At 70.8% G+C, this 23,463-nt stretch carries 18 protein-coding genes, 1 tRNA gene and 1 riboswitch; of the genes, 10 read left to right on the top strand and 9 right to left on the bottom strand.

Annotated elements, in window-relative coordinates; all coding sequences use genetic code 11:
- Window positions 1-13: 13 nt before the first annotated feature.
- Both CcI49_RS30290 and CcI49_RS30285 read right to left on the bottom strand, forming a co-directional pair.
- Entirely contained in the window at window positions 14-658 is a 645-nt protein-coding gene (locus CcI49_RS30290) for an NAD(P)H-binding protein (RefSeq protein ID WP_054568272.1), read from the bottom strand.
- A gap of 297 nt (window positions 659-955) precedes the next feature.
- Complete coding sequence (locus tag CcI49_RS30285) at window positions 956-1,561, bottom strand: TetR/AcrR family transcriptional regulator (protein ID WP_054568271.1); 606 nt, start codon at window positions 1,559-1,561, stop codon at window positions 956-958.
- A gap of 335 nt (window positions 1,562-1,896) precedes the next feature.
- Here CcI49_RS30285 and CcI49_RS30280 point away from each other — a divergent pair, with 335 nt between their 5' ends.
- The gene (locus CcI49_RS30280; protein ID WP_076832155.1) at window positions 1,897-4,131 is read left to right on the top strand and encodes an MMPL family transporter; all 2,235 of its coding nucleotides are present in this window, start codon (window positions 1,897-1,899) and stop codon (window positions 4,129-4,131) included.
- Window positions 4,132-4,424: 293 nt separating this feature from the next.
- On the opposite strand, the gene CcI49_RS30275 is transcribed toward CcI49_RS30280, so the two are convergent.
- From CcI49_RS30275 to CcI49_RS30265, 3 genes are all read right to left on the bottom strand, one after another.
- Window positions 4,425-4,511, bottom strand: a tRNA-Ser gene (locus tag CcI49_RS30275).
- A 148-nt stretch (window positions 4,512-4,659) separates the two neighbouring features.
- On the bottom strand, window positions 4,660-5,130 hold the full coding sequence (gene tadA / locus CcI49_RS30270; RefSeq protein WP_076832184.1) for a tRNA adenosine(34) deaminase TadA: 471 nt from the start codon (window positions 5,128-5,130) through the stop codon (window positions 4,660-4,662).
- Window positions 5,131-5,224: 94 nt separating this feature from the next.
- Entirely contained in the window at window positions 5,225-5,716 is a 492-nt protein-coding gene (locus CcI49_RS30265; protein WP_054568270.1) for a tRNA adenosine deaminase-associated protein, read from the bottom strand.
- Window positions 5,717-6,102: 386 nt separating this feature from the next.
- Between CcI49_RS30265 and CcI49_RS30260 the strand changes: the two genes are divergently transcribed.
- From CcI49_RS30260 to CcI49_RS30250, 3 genes are all read left to right on the top strand, one after another.
- On the top strand, window positions 6,103-7,353 hold the full coding sequence (locus tag CcI49_RS30260) for a MurT ligase domain-containing protein (RefSeq protein WP_054568269.1): 1,251 nt from the start codon (window positions 6,103-6,105) through the stop codon (window positions 7,351-7,353).
- Window positions 7,350-8,102 carry a glutamine amidotransferase gene (locus CcI49_RS30255; protein ID WP_054568268.1) on the top strand — a complete coding sequence of 251 codons (753 nt, stop codon included), beginning with the start codon at window positions 7,350-7,352 and terminating at the stop codon, window positions 8,100-8,102. The genes CcI49_RS30260 and CcI49_RS30255 overlap by 4 nt, the downstream gene beginning before the upstream one ends.
- A gap of 221 nt (window positions 8,103-8,323) precedes the next feature.
- The gene (locus CcI49_RS30250) at window positions 8,324-8,926 is read left to right on the top strand and encodes a PHB depolymerase family esterase (protein ID WP_311984147.1); all 603 of its coding nucleotides are present in this window, start codon (window positions 8,324-8,326) and stop codon (window positions 8,924-8,926) included.
- Between the two features lie 1,057 nt (window positions 8,927-9,983).
- Here the strand turns inward: CcI49_RS30250 and CcI49_RS30245 are convergent.
- Both CcI49_RS30245 and CcI49_RS30240 read right to left on the bottom strand, forming a co-directional pair.
- Window positions 9,984-10,970, bottom strand: a complete 987-nt coding sequence (locus CcI49_RS30245) for a C40 family peptidase (protein WP_054568267.1) — start codon at window positions 10,968-10,970, stop codon at window positions 9,984-9,986.
- Between the two features lie 125 nt (window positions 10,971-11,095).
- A riboswitch (cyclic di-AMP (ydaO/yuaA leader) is annotated at window positions 11,096-11,263 on the bottom strand.
- A 395-nt stretch (window positions 11,264-11,658) separates the two neighbouring features.
- Window positions 11,659-12,048: a hypothetical protein gene (locus CcI49_RS30240; protein ID WP_006541059.1), complete on the bottom strand. Its 390-nt coding sequence runs from the start codon at window positions 12,046-12,048 to the stop codon at window positions 11,659-11,661.
- A 1,988-nt stretch (window positions 12,049-14,036) separates the two neighbouring features.
- Between CcI49_RS30240 and CcI49_RS30235 the strand changes: the two genes are divergently transcribed.
- Window positions 14,037-15,797 (top strand): DUF4139 domain-containing protein, encoded by a 1,761-nt coding sequence (locus CcI49_RS30235; RefSeq protein ID WP_076832152.1) that lies wholly within the window; start codon window positions 14,037-14,039, stop codon window positions 15,795-15,797.
- Here CcI49_RS30235 and CcI49_RS30230 read toward each other — a convergent pair.
- Window positions 15,746-16,261, bottom strand: coding sequence for a hypothetical protein (locus CcI49_RS30230; RefSeq protein WP_241840326.1), 516 nt, complete (start codon window positions 16,259-16,261; stop codon window positions 15,746-15,748). The two genes, CcI49_RS30235 and CcI49_RS30230, sit on opposite strands and share 52 nt — an antisense overlap.
- A gap of 159 nt (window positions 16,262-16,420) precedes the next feature.
- Here CcI49_RS30230 and CcI49_RS30225 point away from each other — a divergent pair, with 159 nt between their 5' ends.
- The 5 genes from CcI49_RS30225 (at window position 16,421) to CcI49_RS30205 (ending at window position 21,392) form a co-directional block, all read left to right on the top strand.
- Window positions 16,421-17,239, top strand: coding sequence for a hemerythrin domain-containing protein (locus CcI49_RS30225; RefSeq protein WP_076832181.1), 819 nt, complete (start codon window positions 16,421-16,423; stop codon window positions 17,237-17,239).
- A gap of 157 nt (window positions 17,240-17,396) precedes the next feature.
- Window positions 17,397-18,587, top strand: coding sequence for a SpoIIE family protein phosphatase (locus CcI49_RS30220; RefSeq protein ID WP_076832149.1), 1,191 nt, complete (start codon window positions 17,397-17,399; stop codon window positions 18,585-18,587).
- 11 nt (window positions 18,588-18,598) lie between these two features.
- Window positions 18,599-20,239 (top strand): sensor histidine kinase, encoded by a 1,641-nt coding sequence (locus CcI49_RS30215; protein ID WP_054568589.1) that lies wholly within the window; start codon window positions 18,599-18,601, stop codon window positions 20,237-20,239.
- Window positions 20,236-20,682, top strand: coding sequence for a response regulator (locus tag CcI49_RS30210; protein ID WP_054568265.1), 447 nt, complete (start codon window positions 20,236-20,238; stop codon window positions 20,680-20,682). The genes CcI49_RS30215 and CcI49_RS30210 overlap by 4 nt, the downstream gene beginning before the upstream one ends.
- 26 nt (window positions 20,683-20,708) lie before the next feature.
- On the top strand, window positions 20,709-21,392 hold the full coding sequence (locus CcI49_RS30205) for a TIGR03085 family metal-binding protein (protein ID WP_076832146.1): 684 nt from the start codon (window positions 20,709-20,711) through the stop codon (window positions 21,390-21,392).
- A gap of 64 nt (window positions 21,393-21,456) precedes the next feature.
- Here CcI49_RS30205 and CcI49_RS30200 read toward each other — a convergent pair whose 3' ends face one another.
- On the bottom strand, window positions 21,457-22,635 hold the full coding sequence (locus CcI49_RS30200) for a glycosyl hydrolase (RefSeq protein ID WP_198955677.1): 1,179 nt from the start codon (window positions 22,633-22,635) through the stop codon (window positions 21,457-21,459).
- Window positions 22,636-23,463: the final 828 nt, after the last annotated feature.

The raw sequence follows: 23,463 nt of genomic DNA, 5'->3' as shown, positions 1-23,463 counted from the left end.
CTGCGCCGTCAGGTCAGTTCCCGACCGTGTACCGCTTGTTGCGGAACCGCGGCTTCTCCACCTCGTCGATGACGGCGAGCGCGAAGTCCTCGTACGAGATTCCGATGTTGCCCTGCGCGTCCACAACCGGGCGGTCGCTCGCGGTGCGGTACGCGTCGCGGCGGCGGCCCGGGCCGAAGTTCCGCGGCGGCGGGGCGATGCTCGACCACTTCACGCTGCCCTTGGCCGCGCGCAGCACGTCGAGCGCGTCGGCCTGGTCCAGAGCTTCCTTGCGCTCGGAGGCGGGGAAGTCCTTCGTGTCGAGAATCCGCTCGCCGTCGGTGTTCTCCAGCAGCCCGCCGCTGGAGACCTGAATGACCGCGGGAGCCTTGTTGCCGAGCTTTCCGGCGACGTCGACGATCGCGCGGGCGGCGTTCGCGTGCTCGGGGCGGGCGGACCCGGTCAGCGCGACGACGACGACGTCCGCGTTCTGCGCCTGCTTCTGAATGACGTCACGGGAGGTGACGTCCCCGGCGACCGCGTTGGCCTGCCGGGAGATTCCGTTCAACGAGTTCTTGTCCTGGTCGACCGCCGTGACCTCGTGGCCGCGCTTGACGGCCTCGGCGACGATGGACTGACCTACCTGACCACCGGCACCGAGTACAACGATCCTTGCCATTCCTGACCTCCGGATTCGGTTACGGAGCCACCGTGGAAAATCGATCCGCTGGATGATGTGCAACAGCGGCATGGTCACGGTTGTTTACCTTGCGCATCGACTATGACACGCTCCGGAGTCGACGCAACTCGAGCACCTTGCGCGGTCGGGCCAACCGACGTGTCCTCTGACGGACGCCGTCGCGGCGACCGCCGGCCGCCGCGAGTCGCGTCGCCGGCGGTCGGCGCCGCTGCCCCGAAGCGGTTCTCGGCGGAGCCAGCGCCTCCTGCTACGACCCGCTCAGCCTGCTGGGCCCGCTCACTCGCGGCCTTGGGATTCGTCCGGCATGGCGGCGTGGCCGCGGTCGTTGGTGATCGCTCGCAGCATCAGCGTCAGCCACCGGCGCCGAGCCGGTTCCGGCAGGTCCTCGGATGGCGTGCCGCTCAGCAGAATGACCAGGTCGGAGGCGGTGACGTCGGGTCGGAGCGCACCCTCGGCGTGTGCTGCGGCGACGATCAGCTCCAGTCCGCCGTAGGCGCGCTGTGACATCTCGGGCGGCGCCTCGACGCCGAGCCGGGACAGAACCGCCTTCACCGCCCGGTCACGTCCGGCGGCCTGGCTCATCCGCTCGGCGAGCAGGGCCAGCTCGACGACGGCGCTCGACCCGGCGTTGATCCGGGCGACGGCCTCGTCGAGCGCCTGGAACATCCGCGACGCCTGTTCGTCCAGGATCGCCGCCAGCAGGTCGGCCTTGGTCGGAAAGTGCCGGTAGACGGTTCCGACAGCGACGCCAGCCTCGCGAGCGACGTCGTCCATCCCGACGTCGGCGCCTCGCACCGCCATCTGCTCGCGGGCCGCTCTGAGGATGCTGGCGCGGTTGCGTACGGCGTCGGCGCGCGGGCGACCCGCGCCGAGTGTCGACATCGGCCTTCCTCCCGTTCCCCGCAGCACCGTACTACCAGGCCATCAGGCCGGTTCTCGCGCGCGTGGTCCAACAGTGACCCACGGTCGAGGAAGCTGTGTTCCGCAGACCTAACATGAGATATTGTTCATGTTACTGTCGACGACATCGACGCTGGTACCAATAACAGGATGCCTGTCGCAGATCTTAGGTGCGTGAAATGTGAGCCAACCTCTCACTTGTTGCTGCTGGGGCGAGCGCCGGGCTCGGTCCGGCGACGACCTGTCGCCTRCCGCGCCGAAACCGCGAGCCGACCGTCCGAGCTCAGGCGCAACAACCCAAGCCAGGAGGCCTCCTCATGTCCGCCCTCGCCCGGTGGTGCGTCCGGCACCGGCTTCTCGTCGTCCTGATCTGGATAGCCGCAACCGTCGGCCTGGCGTTCGGGTCGCGGGCGGCCGGTACCGACTACGACAACAACCTCACGCTGCCGGGCACCGAGTCGAAGCAGGCACTCGACCTGCTGGCAGGCGCTGCTCCCGACATCTCCGGCGCGAGCGACACGATGGTCTGGCAGGTCGAGTCCGGCCGCGTCGACGACCCGCAACCGCGCCGACGCGTGGCACAGGCGTTGGCGGAGATCGCGAAAGTCCCTGAGGTCGGCGCGGTCGACACCCCGTACACGCCAGCCGGGGCGGGCCAGATCAGTGCGGACGGCCGCACCGCCTACGCGACGATCACCTACACCCGGCAGGCGAGCCACCTCGACGCCGACAACATCGAAACAGTGGTGGAGATCGCCGAGAGCACCCGGACCGACGGCCTCGCCGTCGAGCTGGGCGGACCGGCGGTGCAGACCACCCTGGCCCCGTCGGCGCACCTGTCCGAGCTGGTCGGCATTCTCGCGGCCGCGGTCGTGCTCTTCATCGCCTTCGGTTCGGTGCTGTCCATGACCGTGCCGCTGATCAGCGCGGTCGCGGCGCTCGGCGCGGCGAGCCTGAGCATGGGCCTGCTCAGCCACCTGTTCAGCATCGCCAACCTCGCACCCACCCTCGGCGCGCTCATCGGCCTCGGCGTGGGCATCGACTACGCGTTGTTCATCATCACCAGGCACCGCAACGGCCTGATGGCCGGCAGGTCGGTGGAGGAATCGGCCGTCACCGCGATGGACACGGYGGGCCGCGCCGTACTCTTCGCCGGATCCACCGTGATCATCGCGATGCTCGGGATGTTCGTCCTCGGCCTGAGCTTCCTCAACGGCGTCGCCGTCGCTGCGGCGCTCACGGTCCTGTTCACCATGCTCACCGCGGTCACCCTGCTCCCGGCGATGCTCGCGGTCGTCGGGCGGCGTGCCCTCGGCCGACGGGAACGCCGCGATCTGGAGCGCACCGGCCCGCGGCCCGAGGCCGACCTGGCTGGTTTCTGGACGCGCTGGTCGCATCTGGTCCAACGGCGATCCCGGGCACTCACGCTGGTCGCGGTGGCCGTCCTGGCAGTCCTGGTCATACCGTTCTTCGCGATCCGGCTCGGCAGCTCCGACGCCGGAAACGCTCCCGCCGGCACAACGACCCGCAAGGCCTACGACCTGCTCGCGGCAGGCTTCGGGCCGGGGTTCAACGGCCCGCTGCTGCTCGTCGCGGAGGTGCCCACCAGCGAGGACGAGCGGGCGCTGAGCGCGCTGGCACAACGACTGTCGCGAACTCCGGGGGTCGCGAAGGTCGCGACCTCACCACGGCTGCCAGGATCGCGGGTCCAGACGATCCAGGTGACGCCGACGACGTCGCCGCAGTCCGAACAGACGTCGCAGCTCATCAGGAACCTGCGCGACGAGGTGGTTCCGACGGCCGAACGAGGTACCGGCCTGCGGGTCCACGTCGGTGGCGAGACGGCGATCAACGACGACTTCGCCGACCTCCTGGCCGAGCGGCTGACCTGGTTCGTCGCCGTCATCGTCGTCCTGGGCTGTCTGCTCCTGCTGCTGGCGTTCCGCAGCGTCGTCGTCCCGCTGACCGCCGCTGTCATGAACCTGGTCGCCGCCGCCGCGGCCTTCGGCGTCATCGTGGCGATCTTCCAGTGGGGCTGGGGCTCGGAGCCGCTAGGCCTCGGCGAAGGGCCGGTGGAGCCGTTCCTGCCGGTGCTGATGCTGCCGGTGCTGTTCGGTCTCTCGATGGACTACCAGGTGTTCCTCGTCAGCCGGATGCACGAGGAATGGCTGCGCTCAGGGGACAACCGGCGGGCCGTCATCGTCGGCCAGGCCGCCACAGGCCGGGTGATCACCGCCGCCGCGGCGATCATGATCGCGGTGTTCGCTGCGTTCGCCGCCGGCGGCGAACGCGTGATCTCCGAGTTCGGCGTCGGACTGGCCGCCGCGGTGGCACTGGACGCCTTCGTCCTGCGGACCATCCTGGTACCCGCCGCGATGCACCTGTTCGGCCGGTCCAACTGGTGGCTGCCACGCCGGCTCGAAGCCCTGCTCCCCAACCTCTCCGTGGAAGGCCCGCACAGGAAACAACCTGCACCGCCAACACCCCTTGGGACGACAGCGGAACCGCAGCCTGCACACACCGACGCCCAGACCGTCAGCCACTCTCCCTGAACATGCCCCGACCCGCTCCTCGATCCGCGACCGCAGAGCGAGCCCCTCCAGAGGGGTGGGCACACGTCAGGTACCGGTGCCACGGGCTTTTCGGGTCGGGGGGTTTCGGGGGGCCCGCCCCCGGCAGACATAACCGAACCGACCAGGCCCACCCCTCAGGGGGTGGGCACACGTCAGGTACCGGTGCCACGGGCTTTTCGGGTCGGGGGGTTTCGGGGGGCCCGCCCCCGGCAGACATAACCGAACCGACCAGGCCCACCCCTCAGGGGGTGGGCACACGTCAGCCATCGGAGCGGTGGAGGTGGGATTTGAACCCACGGAGGGGTTGCCCCCTCACACGCTTTCGAGGCGTGCGCCCTCGGCCACTAGGCGACTCCACCGCGGGTTAGCTTACGCGATGTCGTCCCGGTTCGGTTCACCGGGGTGGGTGGAGCTTCGGGCGCCCCGCCGTCCGGTCCCGCTCGCCTGCCACGGTCGGGTCTGTGGGCGGGTGGTCGGGGTGCGTGGTTGGTGGGGCGCGGACCGGGCTCAGCCCGGCCGGTCCGTCCCGTCGCGGGGGCGGCGCTGGGTGCGGCGGCCGTCGAAGAAGGCGGCGAGCTGGTCGGAGCATTCCTGCGCGCGGACGCCGGAGATGACCTCGGGGCGGTGGTTCAGCCGCCGGTCGCGGACGACGTCCCACAAGGAGCCCACGGCGCCGGCCTTGGGGTCGACCGCGCCGTACACGACGCGGTCGACTCGGGCGAGTACCAGCGCGCCCGCGCACATGGTGCACGGCTCCAGGGTCACGACGAGGGTCGTCCCGCCCAGCCGCCAGGCTCCGAGCTCGGCGGCGGCGTGGCGCAGGGCGATGACCTCGGCGTGCGCGGTGGGGTCGCCGACGGCCTCGCGGGCGTTGTGCCCGCGGCCGAGGATCCGCCCGTCCGCGGCGACGACGACCGCGCCGACCGGGACGTCCCCGGCCGTCTCGGCCAGCGCCGCCTCGGCCAGCGCGAGCCCCATCAGATCGTGGTAGACGCCCGGCCCGGACGGCGGCGCCCCGCCGTCCGCGGCCCGGGCCGCCCCGCCCGCAGGACTCGCCGCCCCTGCCGGGACGTCAGCCACGGGCGTCGTCGAAGATCTCCCCGGCGCCGGCCCGCTCGCTGATGGCGCTGATCACGTCGGCGGGCAGCATGCCCTCCTCGGCGATCAGCTCGAGCAGCGCCTCGGCCGGCGTCCCCAGATCGGCGAGGAGGTCGAGGTCGCCGACGGGCGACGCCTGGCCGACGGGGGTGTCCTCGTCGGAGTCGTCGTCGCTGTCGAACCCCGCCATGGACGGAAGCGCGTCCGCGAAGAGGCGCTCGGCGTGATCCGAGGTCAACAGGACCCGGCGGTCCGAAAGGAAGACCTTCGGGTCGGGATCCCGCGCGGTGATCCGCACGATGGCGAGGTACTCGTCGTCCTCCTCGACGAACGCGATGACGGTGCCGGAGGAGAGGTCGTGCATGGCGTCGACGAGCGAGTCGAGATCCTCCATGTCGGCGATGTGGAGGTCGTGTGCCGTCCACCGTTCGCCGTGCTGGGCGATCGCTATCCCCTTGGTGCTCACTGGCTGTCCTCACGTCCCTTCCCGCCGGGTCTGGGCGTGCCCTCATGGGGCCCGCTGGCCTGCCGACCCGGGGTGATGCCGTATCCCTTCTGTGATTCTCACCGCTGGGTGCCCTACTCATCCATCAGGGGCCGCGCCTTCCTACTCATGAGTGCACCGTGACCGCGTGGCCGCGGGGCGAACGTGCCTCGCGTGGGCCTCACATGTGCCTCGGTGGACGGGCTCGACCCACGTCAGGTGATTCCCCTACCTGGGCAAACTCGTGCGAAGGACACGCGGTGCGCGGTCGCGGACAGGGCGGGGACAGGGCGGGACACGGTGGAAACAGGGGCAGAGCGCAGGGCCCGCATCACGCCCGCGCGGGCGCATGGCACTCTTGAGACGCGATGACGACACCCCTGCCACGCCGGCTCACAGCCCGTACCCAGCTTGCGCTCGCGGCCGAGCGGTTGGCGTCGGGTACGTCCCGCCGTCTGGGCCGCGGCTCCGGTGAGATGATCGGCGGAAAGATCGCCCTGCGGATCTCCCCGGGCGCGCTGGCCGAGGTCGGCTCCAACCGCCCGACGGCCTGCGTCTCGGCCACCAACGGCAAGACGACCACCACCAGGCTGCTGGCCCGCGCACTGGGCACGCTGGGCCCGGTGAAGTCGAACGGCGGCGGCGCGAACATGGCGCCCGGCGTGATGACCGCGCTGGCCAGGCCGCCGTACGACTCTCCCGCGGCCCTGGAGGTCGACGAGATCTGGCTGCCGAAGGTGGCGCGGGCGATCCTGCCGCGGGTGGTGCTGCTGCTCAACATCTCGCGTGACCAGCTCGACCGGTCCAACGAGACCCGCCGGATCGCCGCGATCTGGCGCGAGCTGGGCGCCGAGCTGCGCGACACGGTCGTGGTGGCGAACGTCGACGACCCGCTGGTGGCCTGGGCGGCGATGACCTGGTCACGCCAGGTGTGGGTGTCGGCCGGCCAGAACTGGACCGCGGACGCGATGGTCTGCCCGCAGTGCGCCAGGCTGCTGCACCGCAACGCCGCCGGCTGGTGGTGTGAGTGTGGCCTGGCCAGGCCTGAGCCGATCGTCTCGGTGGCCGGCCTCGGTGAGCTGATGTGGTTCGGCCGGCGCATCCCCGCCCGTATCGACCTGCCGGGGCGGGTCAACCTCGCGAACGCGGCGATGGCCGCCGCGGCCGCGCGCGAGTTCGGCGTCGAGGTCGAGGACGCGCTCGCCGCGATGCGGGGTATCGGCGACGTCCAGGGCCGCTACCAGGAGGTGCCGCTGGGCCAGGACGGCCATCAGGCCCGCCTGCTGCTGGCGAAGAACCCGGCCGGCTGGGTCGAGATGATGGAGCTGCTGAACTCGGCGCCGCCGCGGCCGGTCGTGATCGACTTCAATTCGCAGACGGCGGACGGGCGTGACCCGTCCTGGATCTGGGATGTGCCCTTCGAGCGGCTCTCCGGCCGCCAGGTGCTCGTCACCGGGGGCCGCAAGGAGGACATGAGCGTGCGCCTGGCCTATGCCGAGGTTCCTCACAGCGTCCATGCCGACGCCGAGGCCGCCGCCGCGGCGGCGAACGACAAGGTGGTGGACGTCGTCGCGAACTACACGGCGTTCCGCGACCTGCTCGTGCGGACCACCCGGTGATCCGCCCCTCGGCGACCCGGATCGCGCTGATCTATCCGGAGCTGCTCGGCACCTACGGCGACGGTGGCAACGCGATCGTGCTGGCCCAGCGGCTGCGCTGGCGTGGGCTGCGGGCGGAGATCGTGGAGGTGCCGGCCGGTGAGGTGGTGCCGGCCGATTGCGACATCTACCTGCTGGGCGGCGGTGAGGACGAGCCGCAGGTGCTGGCCGCCGACGGCATGCGCCGCAACCGCTCGCTGCTGCGCGCCGTGTCCGGCGGCGCGGCCGTGCTGGCCGTCTGCGCGGGCTACCAGGTGATCGGCGCGACCTTCCCGGCGGGCAACGGCCAGATCCACGACGGGGTCAACCTGATCGACGTCGAGACCCGCCGTTCCTTCGAACCACCGGACGTCCCGCCGCCGCCGCGCGCGGTCGGCGACATCGTGGTGGAACCGAGCCCCCAGCTGGGCCTGCCGACGCTCTACGGCTATGAGAACCATGGCGGGCGCACCCGCCCGCTGCCGGGCTTCCGCGGCATCCCGCTCGGCACGGTCCGGGTCGGCGTCGGGGACGGGACGCCCGCCCGCACCGATGGTGTCGTCGACGGGAAGGTCATCGGCACCTACCTGCACGGGCCGGTGCTGGCGCAGAACCCGGCCCTGGCCGACCTGCTGCTGACCTGGGTGCACGGCCCGCTGGCGCCGCTGGACGGCCCGCGTGAGGTGGGCATCCTGCGTGACGCCAGAGCTCACGCGCTCGCGGAGGGCTGAGCACACCCGCGCCGGTGGCCGGCAGTCGCGGGGGCGGCGGGGTGGCGTGATGGTCGTCCGGGCGTTGTCCCAGGCGTCGTCCGGCGCTTCCGGCGTCGTCCTGAACGGGTCTGCCGGGACGCGCTGCTTCGAATCAGGCGATTTCCGGGCGTGGGGTGTGGTTCGGTTGCATCGTGGCGTCGAATCCCCTTGCCGGTTGGTGGGGCAAGAACAAGAGAAACGTGATCATCATTGGCGTCGTGCTGGTGGTCGTCTGGTGGCTGGCCGCGGGACGGGGCCATCCAAAGGTCGAAAAGGCGACCATCCCGGACAGCTATCCCTCGGCCGGCCGGGAACTGCTCGTCCAGGCGCCTTCTGATCCGGGCGACCCGTTGCCGTTGGTAATCATCCTGCACGATGACAATTCGGATGCGAAGACGTTGGAAGAGGGGAGCAAGGTGTCCTCGCTGGCGAATCGCAAGGATCTCGCGCTCGCTTTCCCGGAGGCCGTCGCCGGAACCTGGCGACTGGACGACCCGAAAGGCGCGGACGTGCAGTACCTGAGCGACGTCGTGCGCTATATGGACGAGAAGCGGTCCGACATCGACCTGGACCGGGTGTACCTCTGGGGCATGGGCGAGGGGGCCCGGCTGGCGCTGCTCGCGGCCTGCACCTCGGCGACGCCCATCTACGCCGCGGTCGGCGTGGTGGGGCAGTTCGACACCGAGCCCGGGCCGACCTGCGACAACGTCACGCCGCATGGCCGGTTCGCCGAGACCGAGTGGGACAAGGGCGTCACGGACGCCCTGTGGAAGTTCTCCCGCGACCTGCACCGGACCGTGTGACAGACAGTCCGGCTCGACGAGACGGGTGGGACGAGGGTGGGTGCGACGAGGACGGGTGTGGGGTGCGGGGTCGGCCCCGCATCTGACTCCATCGGCCCCGCATCGGCCGCCACGTCATACTCCAGCCGAGTTGCTCTAGTTGCAAAGAACTAGTCACTTAGCTCGGATGTCCGGCGGCGGCCGAGGATGTCGCGGAGCCGCTGGCCAATTCGGGTCTTGCGGATCCGGTGAAGGTTGGATCGGCAGGCCTGCCGGTCTTGCCTCTCGGCTGGCTCCAGGGGCGCCGGAGGTGCTGCCTCCGGCCGTCGGCGCCGATTTCCTGTTCGGGCCCCGACCGTGATCCCGGTGAGGAGTCACGGTCGGGGCCCGCGTGGCCTGTCGGCGTCGCCGGGAGGGGGGTAACGGCGTCGACAGGCCACAAGGAGGCCGGGTGGCGGAGGGTCCGCTGGCCGCCGGTCCAATGGGGGGGGGATCGGAACGGCGACCAGCGGAGTCCGAGGCCTTCCGGCCGGATGGACGTCAGATGGGGGGGGATCTGACGTCCATCCCACCGGAAGGATCTACGATCTGCGGATCCGGGTGGGTGGCGCGTGTGGTTCTGTTTTGTTTATGCGGCAGGTGTTGATGCCCGATGGTCGCATTCTGGACGGTTTGCGCCGCATCTACACCGCTTATGCCGAAGTAGAATGATGTCGCAACGGCCTAAGTGCTGGAAGTGTCGAGACGGTCACGCGGCGAGCGCGAGTCGCGCGGCGTCAGGCACTTCCTGGCGGTGCGGGCTACGGGGCGTGCTCGCAGGTCTGCGGAAGGTGAGGCTGCGGTCCGGTGCAGGGGACCACACATCGGATCTGGTGACCGCCGGGCCGGAGTCAATCCCGACCAACGCCGACCCGGCGGCGGGAGCCGGGCGCGACCGGAGGGGGAGATCGCGCGGCGGCTCGTTCCGAGGACAGGGCGATCCGTGCTGCCCCGTCAGTGCGTGCGGCTTATCAGGTGAACAGGGGGGAGCCCGGAGCCAGCCGGCAAAGCAAGGTGGGCCGGCCGGTACTCACGGTGCTCAGGCGACGCGGCCGACCAGGTACGAAGTGGTGTAGATCGTCTGCAGCTTGACGACATCGCCACTGTGCGGGGCGACCCACATCTTGCCGTCGCCGGCGTAGATACCGACGTGGTAGATGTTGCCCGGGGTGCCGAAGAAGATCAGGTCGCCGGGGGCCTTGTTGTACTGGGAGATGTGCGTGGTCGCCGCGTACTGCTGGTCCGTCGTGCGGGGCACGCTCTTGCCGAGCTGCTTGTAGACGTACTGCACGAGCCCGGAGCAGTCGAACGAGTTCGGGCCTTCCGCGCCGTAGATGTACGGCTTGCCGGCCTGGAGCGATGCCAGGTAGACGGCCTTCTCGCCGATCGTGTTCGCTCCGACGTTCACGCTGACGACGGGCGTCTCGACCTCGACGGTCGAGCGGACGGCCTGACGGGAGGCCTGCGCCGGCACGGGGGGGCGAACCGTCAGGGTGGCGTCGTTCTCGGAGTGGGCGGACTGCAGCGAGTCCGTACCATCGAAGATCGCCGTGACGTTGGTGGTCGTCAGGACTCGGGCCGTGTAGGAGGCCTGGCCCCGGTCGTCCGTGGTGAGGTGCAGGAAGGTCGCCCACCCGGTGGGCAGCTTGACCTGGACCTTGATGAGCTGGTCGGCCAGCGGGGCCTTGGTCTGCTCGTCGTAGAGCGAGAAACCGATGTTGACCGGCTCGTTCGCGTTGACGGTGACCTCGGGGTTGGTCACCCGCAGGCCCACGTCGACCTTCGAGGAGAGGGTCGGCGCGGAGATGTCGGTGGTGGCGTCGAGCACGGTGGTGGACCCACTGCCGGCCACGGACGCAACCTGGATGGCCCCGTCGACGGCCAGTCGCGAGCCGATCTGCGTCGCGAGGGTCATCGGGGCGGTGTTCGACGCCTCATCAAACGCAGCGTCCGCGTTGGTGTCCGGAGCACATCCGGCGAGCGCGACCCCGGAGACTGCCACAGTCCCGGTGGTGACGGCGGCCACAGCTCGGGCCCTGGCTCTTGCTCGACTCGACGCCGTGGGGGCTGACGGTGCCCGGTGGCGGCCGCGGCCTTCCTGCTGCCGGCGTCTCTCGGTATCAAGCTGCACGCTTTGCGCAGACAACGTTGCGTTCCTTCCCGTACGCCTGCGAGGTGAGCTGTCGGGTTCGGGCTGGGCTGCCCGGTCCGTCGCGCGACCTTCGTGCGATGGACTTCACCCCTAGACCCGCACCACTACTTGGTGCCGGTCGGTGGAGGTGGGTCCCCCGCTCCTGCCCGAGGTGACGACTCGGAGGGGACACCGGGGCCGCGGGCAGGATTCGGCGTTCGGCCCGGTGTTGTCGTGACGTCGCAAGCGAGACTAGTCCACACGGATGGTGTGGGTAAACACTAGTCCCCCCCAACTACACCGAGTGTGCAAAGAAGTGCCCCTTGCGGGAGCGCATCTGCCCAGGTCAGAGGGGGTGCTGAGCTTCACGTCACGTTTTTGGACGGCCACACGAGGATCACGGACAAACACTTTAGGTGACGAGAAGTTCCGAACTGGCGGCCCGCAACAGACGCCGGAGCGGGCCGTGAAGCACGGCCACGGAGGGGTGCGGCTCGGCGCGGACGGCGGCTCGGCGTGGACGGGCCGGCTCGGCGTGGACGGGCCTGCCCAGGGGAACGGTTGTTYGGCGCGGACGGCCGGCTCAGCGCGGACGGCCGCTCCGGCGGCTCAGGAACCCGGAGTTGTGGAGCACCTGCAGCTCGATCGCGAGCTGTGTCACCTCGGGCGGAAGAGTGCGGTAGCTGCTCTGCATGGCCTCGACGGCCGCGCGCGCGTGCTCGGCGAGATCGTCCAGAGCCTGCTGGCGTTGACGCATCCGGGCTCGCTCCTCCTGGAGCGTCCGGACCGTGTCCTCCTGCCACTGCCTGGTGCGAATGATGTGCTCGCCGGCGTCCGCGGCCTGGCGCTCCGCGTCCTCCAGCCGGCTGAGCAGCGCGTCCAGAGCCTCCAGGCGGCTGGCGAGCTCGGCCATCAGATCGCCGCGGCCGGGCAGGAGCGAGAGCTCGTGTCGCCTCGGCTGGGGGTGCGTCATGGCTGACTCCGGCCGCGGCCTGCGGTGCGGGCCTGCTGGAGGGGCGTCGTGATCTGGGCGGAAGGCAGCCTGGAGGCGCACCATCGCCCCGCTCTCGACCATCGCCGAAGTTCCGACACGGTTGGTTACGTTAGTCGACGCATGGGATTTTAGGCGTGCGGTCGGCAGGATCCGGCACATAGTCAACGGACGACGGCGCGCGTCGAGGCCACCAGACGGGTGTCGACCAACGGATGCACCCGACTGGATGGATCATCATCGGTTGCCGTGTGATCCAGCGATCGGAGATCTCCGTGTCGACAACGGAAGGTTTCGGATGTGACGGAGCGAAGCGGCGGGCGAGTGGCTTGCGCCGTTCTGGCCACTGGATGCCATCCGACTGATCGTCACAATAAGTGATGTGGCTTGTGGCCTGTGATCGATCGCGACGACCGTCATGGCCCCGTGGCATGGGCGGGGTGCGGGTGGCGATGGCCGGGAGCCGCGATCGTGGCTGATGCCCGGTCATCGTCATCATCAGTGTGCAGCCGATCCGTGTGGATGTGTCGGTGGATCCGGATGGCGCCGTGTGGAGCAAGTATGTGAACCGGTTTTGGACGGTTTCCTAAGAATAGGATCCTGTCGTGCAACAACATCGATCAAGGCCGGTTAGTCGGGTGGACCTGGCTGGGATCGCCGTTGGCGGACGAGCCCGGGCTGCCCAGCCGAATTCGCTCGCCCGGATCCGCCGCTTCTCGGGATTTTTGCCACCCGCGCCCTGGCGACCACAGATCTCAGATCTCAGATCTCGTCCGGCGGCAGTGGCGGTCACGGCGGCGGCTCGAGGCCGCGGTTCGCGGAGTCGAAAACTGCGGCTGTTCTCGCGACCATAATCCTCAGGTCCCCTCCGGCGGTGGTGGCGGGCGTGGTGGCAGCTCGAAGCCGCGGTTCGAGGAGTCGAGGATTGCGGCTGTTCTCGTGACCGCAATCCTCAGACCCTGCCCGGCAGCTACGGCCGGGCTCGCGGGCGGCCCCGTGGCCGAGGAGATCGCCCGCCCCCCGCACTGTCACCACCAGCGGCAACCGCCAGATCCCACCGGCGAACCTGCGGCGATCGTCAGAAATCCCCGGCGCGATCCGCGACGGGCTCACCGGGCCATGTTTTCGTCTGCCCAGATGCTTGCGGCGTGTGTCGGGCAACGCTGATCAGTTTGGCCGACGGCGGCGCGGTAAACAGCCGGGGCGGTTTGCCCGGATCTCTCGGCATTGCTGTGCGCGGCAGCTGCCGCCCCGCGCCACGGCGGCCCGCGGCTGTCGGGTGACCTGCTCGACGCTGCTCTTCCCGGCGGGGAAAGAGATCGGCCCGCCGCTGGGAGGTAAGGCTTTCGTCGGTCGGTCCACCTGCCCGTTGCGGCAGTTCGGCGCGGCGGTTCGGCGCGCGACTTCGCACCGGCACGGACGGAAGACCCGTCCCGGCGGATTGTCCGTGCTGCGATGGTCGGTGTCGGATCTGATCATCGGTACCGGCCACGGCGGTTGGGTTCTTGGGCGCGCGATGAGATGGTCGAGTTGGGGGGATTGTGCCGCCGGGCGGGAGATCGGCGGGAGGGAACCGGACGGGCGCCGCGTGGCCGTGATGTCGACCTGCCCCATGGTCGCCGCCGGCGGATGGATCAGGCCGAGGGCCTCCGGTGGCCGTACGGCCACCCTCGTCGTGTCGCAGGGTAATCGCGACTCGCGGCTCGATGATCGAGACAGGTGACGCTGCGCGCCGGTCGACCGACCCGGCGGTCGACGACGTCCCGGCGGAGCCGGCACGGCCGGCGGGGCCGTGCCGGCGAACCCGACCGGGGGCACGGCGCGGCGACGGGGCTGCCCCGACGGGTGGGCCCGACCGAGCCCGTCCTGACCCGTCCAGGGCCGACCAGGGCTGGCCAGGGCCGACCAGGGCTGGCCAGGGTCTGCGGGCCACCGGCGATCAAGGATCGTTTTGCCCGTAGGGTGACCGCATGGCTGCCGTGGCGGACGACACATCGGACACCCCGAACGAGGCTGACGCGGTCACCGAGGCCGCCGCGGTTGCTGGAACCGCCGCGGTGGCGCTGGACGCGCCGATCACAGCTGTTGTCGTCTACCCCACCGCCGCCAGGGTGACCCGTCGAGGCCCACTCGATCTTTCCGCGCTGCCGGAGGGCGTGACCCGGGTCGAGGCGGTCGTGGGCGGCCTGCCCATCGGCCTCGACGAGAACTCGGTGCGGGTGGGCGGGACGGGCCCGGCCCGGGTACTGGGTGTGCGGGTGGTGTCCCAGGCGCGGGCGACAACGGATGCCGGTGCCCTGGCAGACCTGCGTGCCCGTCAGGACGAGCTGCGCGCGCTGCTGGCCGAGATCGGCGACGAGGACGAGACCGAGCGGGCCCGCCGCACCTTCCTCGACGTCGCCGCGCGGGTGGGGGCGGGCGCGCTGGCCCGCGGCTGGGCTGCCGGCAGCGGACGTCCGGCCGGCCCAGGGGACGTCGATGCCGCCGGCCAGCTGGTCTCCGTCGGCGATGCGTTCGCGGCACAGATCGCCGGTGTGCACGCGCGTCGGCGGGAGCTGGCCAGGCGGCGGGAGGAGGCGGAGAAGGAACTGACGATGATCGGCCGGCTGATCGAGTCCCGCGGGGCGAAGCCGGTGCCCGACACCCGCGCGGTCCTCGTCGATCTGGAGCTGCCCGCCGATCTGGAGCTGCCGGCGGACAGCGACACCGCCGCGGAGATGGCGGAGATGGAGGTCTCCTACCTGGTCGGGTCGGCCTCGTGGGTGTCCGGCTACGACGCGCGGCTGGAAGGCGAGCGGGTGACGCTGACCTGGTTCGCGATGATCAGCCAGCGCACGGGTGAGGACTGGCCCGCGACCGATCTTCGACTGTCGACCGCCCGTCCCGCCAGCGGATTCAGGCTTCCCGAACTGGACCCGCAGTTCGTCGACATCCGGCGTACGCCGGAGTCCGTACACATCCGGGGGGCGCTCGCGGCGCCGGGCGGGGGCCCGGTGCTGGTCGGCGGCATGCCCACCGAGGCGGGCGCCGCGATGCCACTCGCCGCGGCGCCTCGGCGGGCGCCCGTACCGGCGCCGCCGATGGCCGCCGCCACGGCGGTGCTGGAGTCGGCGGGCGCGGCGTCCACCTACCGTCCCCCGCGCCCGGTGGCCGTGCCCGCTGACGGCGACCCGCATCGTGCGACGGTGGCCGTGATCGAGCTCGACGCGGTTCTCGACCACCTGACCGTCCCGAAGCTGGCCGCGGAGGCCCATCTGCGGGCGGCGGTCGTGAACACCTCCGCGCACACGCTCCCGGCCGGGCGGGTGTCGGTCTTCCACGAGCGGGAGTTCGTCGGCACCAGCAGGCTGGACCTCATCCCGCCCGGCGGCGAGCTGGAGCTGCAGCTCGGGGTGGACGACAGAGTGAAGGTCGAGCGCAGGCTGGCTCGCCGGAGCACCGGCCGGCGCATGGTAGGCAACGTCCGCCGGACGGACGTCGCCTACACCATCCTGGTGACCAACTACGCGTCCATGCGGGCCCGGGTGACGGTCCGCGATCAGGTGCCGGTGCCGCGGCACGAGAGCATCACCGTGCGGGACGTGTCAGCCGAGCCGGCGGCGGCCGAGCACACCGAGCTGGGGCTGCTGACCTGGAACCTGGAGCTTGATCCGGGCGCGAGCCGGGAGATCGGGCTCTCCTACCGCCTTGAGCATCCCCGCGGGGCGGAGATCACCGGCTGGGGCGACTGACCGGTCGCCCGGGGCGGCTGACCGCCCGTCCGAGGAGTCTGACCGGCGGTTCGGGACGGCTGACCGGCGGTTCGGGACGGCTGGCSGGCCGTTCGGGGTGACTGGCTGGCCGTGAGGCCCCGTGTCCACCCGCCCTCCTCGATCTCCGCGGTGCCGTCGATCACCGCCCAGTCGATCACGGAGCTGGCCGGGACGACCACGGGGCTGCCCATCCGGATGTGGACCAGGGCCGGGTGCGCGCCGTCGTTGAGGCTGCGGCCGTGGATCGTCCGCGGATCCGGCCAGGTCGACACGATGGCCCACAACGCCTCGACCCCGTCGGGCACGGGAAGCTGGTGCCTGATGATCAGATGGCCGAGCGGTGGGAGCTCCCCGTGGGTCAGGCGTCGGCGGGCGTGGCCGAGTCGCGAACGGGCGACGGTTATCGCCTCGTTCAGGGTGGCCGGTGCGACGCTGCCAAGCATGTACTGAACAGTAGCTGACTCCATCCGGTCCGTAGGCATCCTCCGGCGTTGATCGGGGAAGAACCAGCATTTCCGGCGAAGTTGGGTGCGCATGGTGTTCGTCCGGTGTGAATGCGTGCGGGGGGCGGCCGGCGTAGCTTGGACGTACGGGAGGCGGTCATGGCTCACCAGGATGAGGCGACCAGCGCCAGCACCGGCACCGGTGCGGGAGTCGGCACCGGCAGTGGCGGCACCGCCGGTGGTGCGGATGTGTCGACGCTCTCGGGCCTGGTGCATGAGACGCACCGCGATGCGGCTGATCTTTTCGAGCTGGCCAGGCAGGAGCTCGCGAAGAACACCGGCAGCCCCCAGAGCCCGTCGGCGGATCCACGGCTGGCCATGCATGCGATCGACGCCGCCGTCGCCGCGTTCAGCGCGCACCTGAGCGTCATGGAGGGCGTCGTGTACCCGACAGCCGCCACGGCGGTTCCGGACGGGCCGGCCCGAACCGCTGCGCTGCGCGAGACCGCCCGCGAGGCGGCCGGCATGATGCGCGGGATAGAGCAGTATGTGCAGGGCGACCGGTACCAGCCCGGCAGCGGGGTGTCCGAGCTCCGCGCCAACCTGGTGGAGCTCGGGCAGGCGCACGCCCGGGTGGAGGAACGGCTGCTGAGCGATCTCGAGGAGCGGCTGGCCGGTGCACAGCTGCTGCGGCTGCGCGAGGACGTCCAGCAGGCGATGCGGCGCGCACCGACCCGCCCGCACCCGCATCTTGGGCATCGGGCGGGCCTGGCGAGCCGTCTCGCCGCCCGGCTGGCCGGCCACTGGGACCATCTGCTGGACACGATGGACGCCCGGGCGGTGGCGGGCCGTCCGGTCCGCGCGCCGGCACCGGCCGGTCTGTGGGGCTGGTACCTGCTGGGGCGTCCGACCAGTGACCAGCTGGGGCGCCCGACCGGTGACCAGGCGCACCCGGGCACCGGAACTTCCGGAGATTGAGGCCGTAAGCACACGTTCCGCCGCGCGGCCGGCGCTACCTTCTCCTAGTCAGCTGCTACAACCATTACTTGTTACCTGTCAGTATTTGTTGGTGCCCGCCGATCAGCGTGGCGTCGCCCCTGCCTGGAGAGAAGTGACGGCAAGCGAGATCCCTGCCATGCGGCCATCCGCGGCCGAGGGCGAGGCKGCACGCCTGGCGGGCGTGAGCTGGCCACTGCTGCTCGTCGAGGACGACGACGGCGACGCGTTCCTGGTGTCGGCCCTGCTCGACGAGGTCTCCGCCCCAGTCGAGGTCACCCGGGTGCGGACGGTCGCGGAGGCCGTTCTACGAACCCAGAACACCGCCTGCGTCCTGCTGGACCTCGGCCTGCCCGACAGCGAGGGCCTGTCCGCGCTGGACAGGCTGTTGTCGATCGACGGCGGGGCGCCCGTCGTCGTGCTCACCGGTCTGGTGGACGAGCACCGGGGTGCCGAGGCCGTCGCCGCGGGCGCGCAGGACTATCTGGTGAAAGGCCAGGTGGACGGGCGGGACCTGGTCCGTGCCGTGCGCTACGCGATCGAGCGTGAGCGGGCCGACACCGCGGCGCGGGCGCTGCGTGAGTCCGAGCTGCGAGCGGACGAGAAGGCCCGGCTGGAGCGCGGCCTGCTGCCCAGGCCGCTGATGGACGACGCGACGCTGGAGCACCGGACCCGCTACCGGCCCGGCCACCGGCAGGCGCTGCTCGGCGGAGACTTCTACGACATGGTCTCCACCAGGGACGGCACCGTCCACGTGCTGCTCGGCGACGTCTGCGGGCATGGCCCGGACGAGGCCGCGCTGGGGGTCAGCCTGCGCATCGCCTGGCGCACCCTGGTGCTGGCCGGCGTCCCGGACGCCGATCGCCTCGGCTTCCTGCAGGAGGTGCTGGTGAGCGAGCGGGAGCACGACGAGATCTTCGCGACGGTCTGCGCCCTGGCGATCGCGCCGGACCGGCGCAGCCTGCGGATGACCCTGGCCGGGCATCCGCCGCCGGCGTTGCTGTCCCCGCGGGTCGCCGCTCTGCCGGGCGAGGTGGTCGGCCCCGCCCTGGGCATCCTCGACGAGCTGGTGAGCGGCGAGGTGACGGTCGAGCTCGGGGAGCAGTGGGCCCTGCTGCTCGCGACGGACGGTCTGCTGGAGGGGCGCGACGGCCCGGGCGGCGAACCACTCGGCTGGGAGGGGGTGCTGCCGGAGGTGGCCGACCTGTGGCCCGAGTCCGGTCCCGACGATCTGCTCGACGCGCTGATCGACCGGGTGGAGGAACGTAACGGCGGCCCGTTGACCGATGACGTGGCTCTGCTGCTGCTCCAGCGGGTGCCGCCCGCGTGAGCGCCGCGGCGATGCGGGGCTGGCGGCTGCGCCGGCGGCTGGGCGCGGTCTACGGCGCGGTGGCCGTCATCCTCCTGCTCTCCGCGGGCATGATCGGCTGGTCGGTGGCGCGCCTGGACGACGCCATTCACGTCCGCAGCGACATCCTCGCCCCGGTGCAGGTCGGCACCGTCCGGCTGATCTCGAGCCTGGTCGACCAGGAGACCGGCGTCCGCGGCTACGTGCTGGAGGGCGACGACCAGTATCTCGATCCGTACACGCAGGGGCGCGAGACCGAGAACGAGCTGCGTGCCAGCCTCGCCGCCAGGGTGGCCAGCCGCCCTGACCTGCAACGTGGGCTGGCGACGCTGGAGCAGCGCGTCAACGAGTGGCACAGCGCCTATGCCGACCCGGCGATAGCCGCGGTGCGCGCCGGTGGCGTCGACGCCGCGAACCGTCTCGACCCCACAATCGGGAAGGCCCGGTTCGACGCGGTCCGGGCCGCCGGCACCGCGCTGGACGACGCGGTGCGGTCCGCGGCGCTGCAGGCCCGTGACAACGTGAGCGACGCGGTGCGCACCCTGGTGATCTCGCTTGTGGTCGCGGCGGTGGCGCTCATCGTGCTGCTGACGTTCATCTTCCGTGCGCTGCGGCTGTGGGTGACCCGGCCGCTGGAGACCGTCGGGGCGGATGTGCGCCGGGTCGCCGCCGGCAGCCTGGAGCACCAGATCGGGCCCACCGGCCCACCCGACATCGAGTCGCTGGCCCGCGACGTCGAGCTGATGCGGCTGCAGCTCATCGGCGAGCTGGAGACGGCGCGGGAGGCCAGGGCCTCCGTCGAGGCGCAGGCGGAGATCCTGCGCCGCTCCAACCGCGACCTGGAGCAGTTCGCCTACGTCGCGTCGCATGACCTGCAGGAACCGCTGCGCAAGGTGGCGAGCTTCTGCCAGCTGCTGTCCCGCCGCTACGGCGACCAGTTCGACGAGCGGGGGAGCCAGTACATCCACTTCGCTGTGGACGGCGCCAAGCGCATGCAGCAGCTCATCAACGACCTGCTCGCGTTCTCCCGGGTCGGCCGCAGCACCGAGAGCTTCGTGGACGTCGATCTCACCGACGTCGTCGAGCGGGCCCGGGTGACGCTGTCGATCGCGCTGGAGGGCAGCGGCGGGGAGGTGACCGCGACCGGGCTTCCGACGGTTCCCGGCGACCCCGTACTGCTCACCCAGCTGTTCCAGAACCTGATCGGGAACGCGTTGAAGTTCCATGGCGAGCAGCCGCCGCGGGTGCGGATCGGGGCGGTGGAGCGCCCGGACGAGTGGGAGCTGTTCTGCGCCGACAACGGCATCGGCATCGAGCCCGAGTACGCGGAGAAGATCTTCGTCATCTTCCAGCGCCTGCACGCGCGGGAGGCCTACGAGGGAACCGGGATCGGCCTCGCGCTGTGCCGCAAGATCGTGGAGTTCCACGGAGGGCTGATCTGGCTGGACAATACGGTGGAGTCCGGCACCACCTTCCGCTGGACGTTGCCGAAGCGCCGCACCGTGGTGTTGCCCACCGATCTGGTCCCGCACGGTAACTCGACGGAGCCGTCGCCCGCGTCGCTCCTCCCGCAGTCCTCGCCACCCGCGCAGTCCTCGCCGCCCGCTCTGCCGAAACCAGGAGGTCCGTCGTGACCCAGCCCGAGCCTGTCGTCCCGGTCGAGGTCCTGCTGGTCGAGGACGACCCGGGCGATGTGCTGATGACCCGTGAGGCGTTCGAGGACCACAAGCTCAAGAACAACCTCAACGTGGTCAGCGACGGTGTCGAGGCACTGGCCTACCTGCGGGGCGAGGGCGTGTACGCGGGTGCGACGCGGCCTGATCTCATCCTGCTCGACCTGAACCTCCCGCGCCGGGACGGCCGGGAGGTGCTGGCGGAGGTCAAGTCCGACGAGCGGCTGCGGCGCATCCCGATTGTCGTGCTCACCACCTCCGAGGCGGAGGAGGACATCCTGCGCAGCTACGACCTGCACGCCAACGCGTACATCACCAAGCCGGTCGACTTCGAGAGGTTCGTGTCGGTGGTCCGCCAGATCGACGACTTCTTCATCACGGTCGCCCGGCTTCCCACTCAGTAGTCGCCTCGTCTGCCTAAAGTCACCGCATGGCTGCTGGGCGCGCAGGAGTGCGACGGGAGATTCTCGCGGACCTGCTTCGTGACCTCGGGCCGGCCAGCCCCACGCTGTGCGCGGGCTGGACCGCGCACGACCTCGCCGCCCACCTGGTCACCCGGGAGCGGGTGCCGTGGGCCGGCCCCGGTCTGGTCGTCGGCGCGCTGCACGGCCTGACGGAACGTGCCGAGCGGGCGACGATGCGTGCGCACAACTACCCCGAGCTGGTCGAGATGTTCCGCGCCGGCCCGCCATGGTGGCATCCGACCCGGTTCGCACCCCTGGACGACGCGGCCAACCTGGTCGAGTTCTTCGTCCACACCGAGGACCTGCGCCGCGCCGCGCCCGGACGTCTCCCAGCCGCCGCGGACGTCCCGGCCGGTGCGGGCGACGCGGCTGTCGATCGGGACGCCATCTGGGCCGCGCTGCGGCTGATCGGGCTCGCCGAGTTCCGGCACAGTGCGGTCGGTGTGGTCGCGGAACGGACCGACGCGCCCGGGCGGCTCACCCTGCGCCGCCGGGAGCCGGTCGTCGAGATCGTGGGCCCGCCGGAGGAGCTCCTGCTCTTCGCGTTCGGGCGGTACGCCGCGGCCCAGGTCGAGCTGCGGGGCACACCCGAGGCCGTCGCGGCCGTCGCGGCACGAGGTGCCGCGACGCCGGCTGGCGCCGGCCGGTAGGCCGCCCGCTGAACCTCCTGCCGCGCGGATCGGCGGCAGGAGGAACCAGTGCGGTCGCCCGCTGCTACCAGAGCGAGGCGTAGACGGCTGAGCTCTTGGGATTCTCGTTGGGGTTGATCAGCGACGAGTGCACGTTCCCGGCGCGGGAGTCCTTGAAGTAGGTCTCATAGGCCAGCACATCCGCGTTCGCGCGGAAGGTTTCGTACATCTGCTGGATGTAGACCGGGTTGTCGCCGCCGGCCTGCCCGGACCGGCCCGCCTCGGTGCCCGAACTGGCGACCAGGCCCCATTCGGGGACGGAGAACTGCTTGCCGTGCGCCCGGGCGAACGCGATGGCCGCACACAGCCCCACCGCCTGGTTGCACTGCTTGTCGAAGATCTCCGCGGTGGTGCTGGCGGGCCACTGGTCGTAGGAGTCGATGCCGATGATGTCGACGTAGTCGTCACCCGGGTAGGCGTCCCAGGGGCTGGAGCTGTGCGCGTTCATCGCCCAGTCGAAACGGGCCTGCGGGTCCGTCGAGCGGACCGCGGACACGACCTGGCGGTAGCAGCTCGCCCAGGCACTCGGATTGCCGCGCACCGACCATTCGAACCAGGTGCCGTTGAACTCCCAGGCCAGCCGGATGATGGTCGCCGGCCGGCCCTTGCTGACCAGCCAGCGGCCGAACTCGGCCCAGTGGCTGTTGTAGGCACCGGACGCGCACGCGGAGATGCTGCCCTGACCGGTGGGGAAGAAGGGCTGCGAGATCACCCAGGTGCCGGCGAAGCCGGCGAACTTCTCCGTGCTGCCGCCGACCCACGGATGCGTGATCGTCTCCCAGCTTCCCCTGTCGGCGAAGGTCAGGACGACGTTCACCGCCGATCCGCGCAGCGCCTCCCAGTCGCGCACCGTGGTCAGGTTGTTCGCGTAGACGCCGCTCATGCCACCGGGCACCCTGCCGCCGCCACCACCGGAGGGGGTGTTGGAGCCGGCCGCGCCGAGGGCTGTGCGCGCGGGGGTGGTCGGCGGTGTGGTCGCCGCGGGTGGTGTGGTCGCCGCCGCCGTCGTCGCGACGGGGGAGGGGCTCAGGCTCGGGCTCGGGCTCGGCGACGGGGACGTGTCCTGGCCGTCGCCGGTGTTGACGTCCGGGCGGGCTTCCCGGAGGTCCTTGGGGTCGATGGCCGATGCCTCGACGACGGCCGAGGAATCACTGTCCCGCTCCGGGGCCAGCGTCCATCCGACCGCCACCGCAACGAATGCCATGATGCTCAGCGAAGCTATCCAGGCGGGATTTCTGACCGGACCGCGCCATCGACGGCGCAATCCGGACGGTTTTCTGCGCGGGCTGGGCTGGCCCTCCGCACGATGTCTCACCGCGGACATCCCTCCGTGCCCGGCCGTGACGTGCCGGGCGGTGTCGTTGTGGACCCCCCGATCCCACCCGCCTACTCCTGAGCGGACGACCCTCCACAGGGCTTGGTCTGACGAAACTCCTTCTGGTCACCCTGACGTGACTAGACAGTTGTGACGGCAGCGTACACGGAGGTGGGTGGCCACGTAGGCGGGGGGAGCTATCCCGCACGGACTGTCGCTCTGCGTGAGCGATGGTTGTTTCGGGCCGCACCTTGTCGTCTGACCGACACCTTGCGGTGATTCCGGCGTTGATTTAGCGCCCAATTTGTTAATTGAACTTGCTTCGCGGTCGGGTGGTGGTGATGCCGCAACCGGACAGGTGCGGAGGGCCTGGCCCCCACCCCGGCCCCGTTTCCGCTGTCGCCGCACATACGCCTGTGGGGTGACGATGCGCATGCGCGTAACAGCGGCGAGCCCCGACCCGGCGACCCCTGGTCTGACGACCGCCGGACCGCCGGACCGCCGGGCCGCCGGGCTCCGGCTCGGCGACCCCGATCCTCAGATCTTGCTCGGTACCTGTAGCTGCGGCTCGAAGATCTGAGGATTATGGTCGTTTTGGCAACCCCGATCTTCGTATCCTGCTCGGCAGCGGCAGCGGCAGCGGCAGCGGCAGCGGCAGCGGCAGCGGCAGCGGCAGCGGCAGCGGCAGCGGCAGCGGCAGCGGCAGCGGCAGCGGCA

This window comes from Frankia sp. CcI49, assembly GCF_001983215.1.
In the GTDB taxonomy this organism is placed as follows: Bacteria; Actinomycetota; Actinomycetes; order Frankiales; family Frankiaceae; genus Parafrankia; species Parafrankia irregularis.
The sequence above is the reverse complement of the archived record's forward strand: the minus strand, read 5'-3'. Positions and strand labels throughout refer to the sequence as shown.

Bases quoted from the DNA above. Each gene is read 5' to 3' on its own strand.
- CcI49_RS30290 (WP_054568272.1), bottom strand. From the start codon at position 658: ATGGCAAGGATCGTTGTACTCGGTGCCGGTGGTCAGGTAGGTCAGTCC.
- CcI49_RS30285 (WP_054568271.1), bottom strand. From the start codon at position 1,561: ATGTCGACACTCGGCGCGGGTCGCCCGCGCGCCGACGCCGTACGCAAC.
- tadA (WP_076832184.1), bottom strand. From the start codon at position 5,130: ATGGGGCTCGCGCTGGCCGAGGCGGCGCTGGCCGAGACGGCCGGGGAC.
- CcI49_RS30260 (WP_054568269.1), top strand. From the start codon at position 6,103: ATGACGACACCCCTGCCACGCCGGCTCACAGCCCGTACCCAGCTTGCG.
- CcI49_RS30240 (WP_006541059.1), bottom strand. From the start codon at position 12,048: ATGACGCACCCCCAGCCGAGGCGACACGAGCTCTCGCTCCTGCCCGGC.
- CcI49_RS30235 (WP_076832152.1), top strand. From the start codon at position 14,037: ATGGCTGCCGTGGCGGACGACACATCGGACACCCCGAACGAGGCTGAC.
- CcI49_RS30225 (WP_076832181.1), top strand. From the start codon at position 16,421: ATGGCTCACCAGGATGAGGCGACCAGCGCCAGCACCGGCACCGGTGCG.
- CcI49_RS30215 (WP_054568589.1), top strand. From the start codon at position 18,599: ATGCGGGGCTGGCGGCTGCGCCGGCGGCTGGGCGCGGTCTACGGCGCG.
- CcI49_RS30205 (WP_076832146.1), top strand. From the start codon at position 20,709: ATGGCTGCTGGGCGCGCAGGAGTGCGACGGGAGATTCTCGCGGACCTG.
- CcI49_RS30200 (WP_198955677.1), bottom strand. From the start codon at position 22,635: ATGGCATTCGTTGCGGTGGCGGTCGGATGGACGCTGGCCCCGGAGCGG.